This window comes from Caldisericum sp. (assembly GCA_022759145.1).
GTDB lineage: Bacteria > Caldisericota > Caldisericia > Caldisericales > Caldisericaceae > Caldisericum.
The window spans coordinates 1-3,538 of record JAEMPV010000141.1; the positions used below are offsets into that span (position 1 = coordinate 1).

At 32.7% G+C, this 3,538-nt stretch carries 3 protein-coding genes; all 3 read right to left on the minus strand.

Annotation, left to right across the window (positions count from 1 at the left end; genetic code table 11):
• Positions 1-544: 544 nt before the first annotated feature.
• Genes JHC30_07675 through JHC30_07685 form a run of 3 tightly spaced genes read right to left on the minus strand, consistent with a single transcriptional unit; the run spans position 545 to position 3,126 of the window.
• Positions 545-1,348, minus strand: coding sequence for an ABC-2 family transporter protein (locus JHC30_07675; protein MCI4464027.1), 804 nt, complete (start codon positions 1,346-1,348; stop codon positions 545-547).
• Positions 1,338-2,162, minus strand: coding sequence for an ABC-2 family transporter protein (locus JHC30_07680; protein ID MCI4464028.1), 825 nt, complete (start codon positions 2,160-2,162; stop codon positions 1,338-1,340). Before JHC30_07680 ends, JHC30_07675 begins: the two co-directional genes overlap by 11 nt.
• Positions 2,134-3,126 (minus strand): ATP-binding cassette domain-containing protein, encoded by a 993-nt coding sequence (locus JHC30_07685; protein MCI4464029.1) that lies wholly within the window; start codon positions 3,124-3,126, stop codon positions 2,134-2,136. The genes JHC30_07680 and JHC30_07685 overlap by 29 nt, the downstream gene beginning before the upstream one ends.
• Positions 3,127-3,538 lie beyond the last annotated feature (412 nt).

The window sequence follows — 3,538 nt, forward strand, 5'->3', positions numbered from 1 at the left end:
TTGTAGTACTTCTTTTAAAAAATGCAAGAGTTTTAATGTTTTCTTACAGTTCATTTTTGATACCTCGTTAGCCTGGTACCCCTCCAAAAAGTACCCTCTGTAATGCTAAAAATAGCCCCCAGGATACGAGGTAGAGGTTTTGAGCAATTTTTGTTGATTGTAGAGCGTTTTTGAATAGATTTTCATACGAGGCAACGATTCAATTTCATATAGCCCAATTTTTTAGGACGAGGTGGTACTATTTTAACCTATCTGACCGCAATTCACGCAATTAGATGAAGTTTTTGTAAGAAATTTTTGTAAAACCTTCTCATAAAAATCTATGTTTTGTCGAAGGAAAATACAATGAAAACTTGGAGAGTGGCTCATTTTAAGTGAATGCCTTTATATTTTGATAAGGGAAGCCACCTAATTATGACAGTATCAACAAAATTACTTTAAACCATTGATTAATATCAACTCATATGCTGTTGAACTTATAAAGTCTCAAGTTAAGCTAACTGTATTTTTAAACTTCTTAAAAATAAAATTTGGCAAAGATACATTAAGATCTTAATCCGATTACGCTCCCCGATGAGTACTTCTTTAATCCTTTGTTAAAAAGTATTAGTCCTAAAATTGCAAATGTAAAGAGTGCTATTAGCAGAATAAAGACATACTTAAAAGAAAACTCTCTTATTACAAGAGTGGGAACATATCCGATAAAAGCCGCAGGAAGTAATGTGTAAAGGATTACCTTTATCCCTGACGGGAAAATCGATGATGGATACATAGAGAGAGCATTAAGGGAATAAATTATTTCTTGTAAAACTTGTCCTCCAGTGTCAATATAAAAGGCAAAAGAGGAAACCAAAACAGAAAAACTTACAATAATAAGTGATGAAACAACCACCATAATGAGAAACAATGAGAAAGTTTTGAATGATGCACCTACAAGAAGGACGTAGGCAAGAAAGCCAAATACAATATCTCCGAAAGCGGTAAATGAAGTTTTACTTATTAGCAAATGTAAGAGTGCCGGTTTTGGCAAGGTTAGATAAAAATCGAGTTCGTTCTGTACTATCATTAAAGAAAGTCTCATTGTATTTCCAAAAATTCCCGTTGAAAGACCAAAACTTGCCGTAACTAAAGAGAAGAGAGTAAAAATGTCCTTCATATTCCAGCCATTTATAACGCCAACCTTTTTAAAAAGTGCCCACCAGAAAAAGAGAGATGTCCCATCATTCAGAAGCATTCCAAATGTCCCCACTAAAAAAGATGTTTTATACTCTATAAGAGTAAGAAAGTTGATCTTTAGATACTCAAAAAAAACCATCCAATTCCAATACAGTTTTTTCTTAACCTCCATTAATTGAGAGCCTCCTTGAACCAATGAAGAATTCTAAGGATATTATGGTGAGTATTATGAAAATTGAGATCAAAGTATCCGTTAATGTATGAAGGAAAAATCCCAATTCAAAATTAATGCAAACATTTGCAGGACTGTAAAAAGAAAGTCTGAGAGGAGTGTATAGAGAAATTTGTTGAACGATTTTTGGCATTACATCAAGTGGAACGGCTTGTCCGCCAAGTATGTAAAGTAAATCAATATAAACAAAAAGAATTGGTTTTACATCTTCAACCCAAAAGGCAAGGAGATTAATAGCTATTGCAATAAGTGTGTCAAGCGTAAGCCCAAGAAATCCCAAAACAATGAACGATAAGAACCCCTCAACCGTGAATCCTACTCTCAAGGTAAAACCAAATGCAATTAAAAGTGCGGAAGGAAAACATACAATGAAATTAAATAAGGATAAACCAAGAGAATCAGAAAGAAGATATAGAGAATAGGAAAGCGGTTTTGTAAGAAAGTTTGCTATATCTCCTGAGTGTATGAGAGCGCTTGCCCTTTTCCTAAATTTTGAGGCTGAAAATTCAAGAGAAAATATTAATGCGTAATACCAGACCATCTTTGTATAAGTGAAATTTTCTATTTTGGCATTCCCCGAAGAGAATACGGCTTTCCAGAGAAAGCAAAATATAAAAAGAAAAGTGGACAAATCTAACAGAGTTATTAAAATATCACCCTTGTAAGTAAAAGAAGATAAGAAAGAAACTTTCATCACTTCAAGATATTTTTCTATTTTGAACTGATTAGGTTTGAAAGTTACCCTTTTCTTCATAGATTGTTTTGATAACCTCTTCTAAAGGAGGATCTTCAACCGTTATGTCAAGTATCTGCTCTCTTTTTATGATCTCTTCAATTACTTTGTCTTGAGAAATTTCATTAAGGTCTATTTCAAATTTTACATCATAATCATTCTTTTCAAGTATGTTAACTCCTTTCATATCAAAATCGCTATTTTCCCCTTTAAACTTTACATTTACAATCTTCTTTTTTATGTATCTCCTTAGTGCATTAATATCACACTCATAAACTATGCTACCATTATTAATAATCACTACTCTTCTTGAAAGAGATTCTATATCAATGGTATCATGAGAACTAAGGAATACTGTAACATGGTCTTTCTCATTTATTCGTTTTATAAAGTCTCTTATTTTACTTTTTGCTACAACGTCAAGCCCAATTGTGGGCTCATCGAGAAATAGGACTTTTGGACTATGTAGTAAAGCAAGTGCAATTTCACAACGCATCCTTTCACCAAGGGAAAGTTTCCTTACAGGGACATTGAGATATTCTTTTATTTCAAATATATCAACAATTTCATTTAGTCTTCTTTGGTATGTTTTTGCTTCAAGTTCATAGATCTTAGAGAAAAGATTAAAAGAGTCAATAGGTGGAAGGTGATACCACAATTGAGACCTTTGTCCGAAAACAACTCCAATTTGATATGCTAATTTTAGTCTGTCTTTCCATGGAACCAGTCCAAGAACATTTGCATTGCCAGATGTTGGATACAAAATGCCTGTGAGTATCTTAATCGTTGTGGATTTACCTGCTCCATTTGGACCAATGAATGCCAAAATTTCCCCATCGAACACATCTAAAGAGATGCCTTTTAGTGCCTCAATGTTAATATATTCTGTTTTAAAAAGAGACTTAACTCCATTTAATAAGCCTTCTTCTTTCTTTTTTACAAAGTAGGTTTTCTTAAGGTTTTGTATTTCAATGATTTTTCCCATAATTTATTTTTATTTCTAACTTCTCTCTTTTGTTCGGGAAAGACCACATAAGCCGTATAGTCTAATAATTTCTATATATCTTGAACAAAATTTCGTGGCACCTCGAAGTGTAGTAAAACTGCCTTGTCCTCGGAGAAGTTAATCGTAGAAATTCCATATTTCTCCTTTATTTTATCTTTTTCTTTTCACCTTCTTTATTATACATTAATTAAATAAAATAGAAAAACCTCTCTATATGAATTTCGAAGAGTAACGAAACGGATGAATTGCCAAACATTTTCAAAACAAACCTTACCTTTTAGTTGAACCTCGAGGCATTTAGTATTTCTCGTAAATTATTCAGTGAGTTTTGTCAAAATCCTCTAAAAGATTTTCTCTAAAATGTAAGTTTGTCTTACTCTCCTCAAGATGA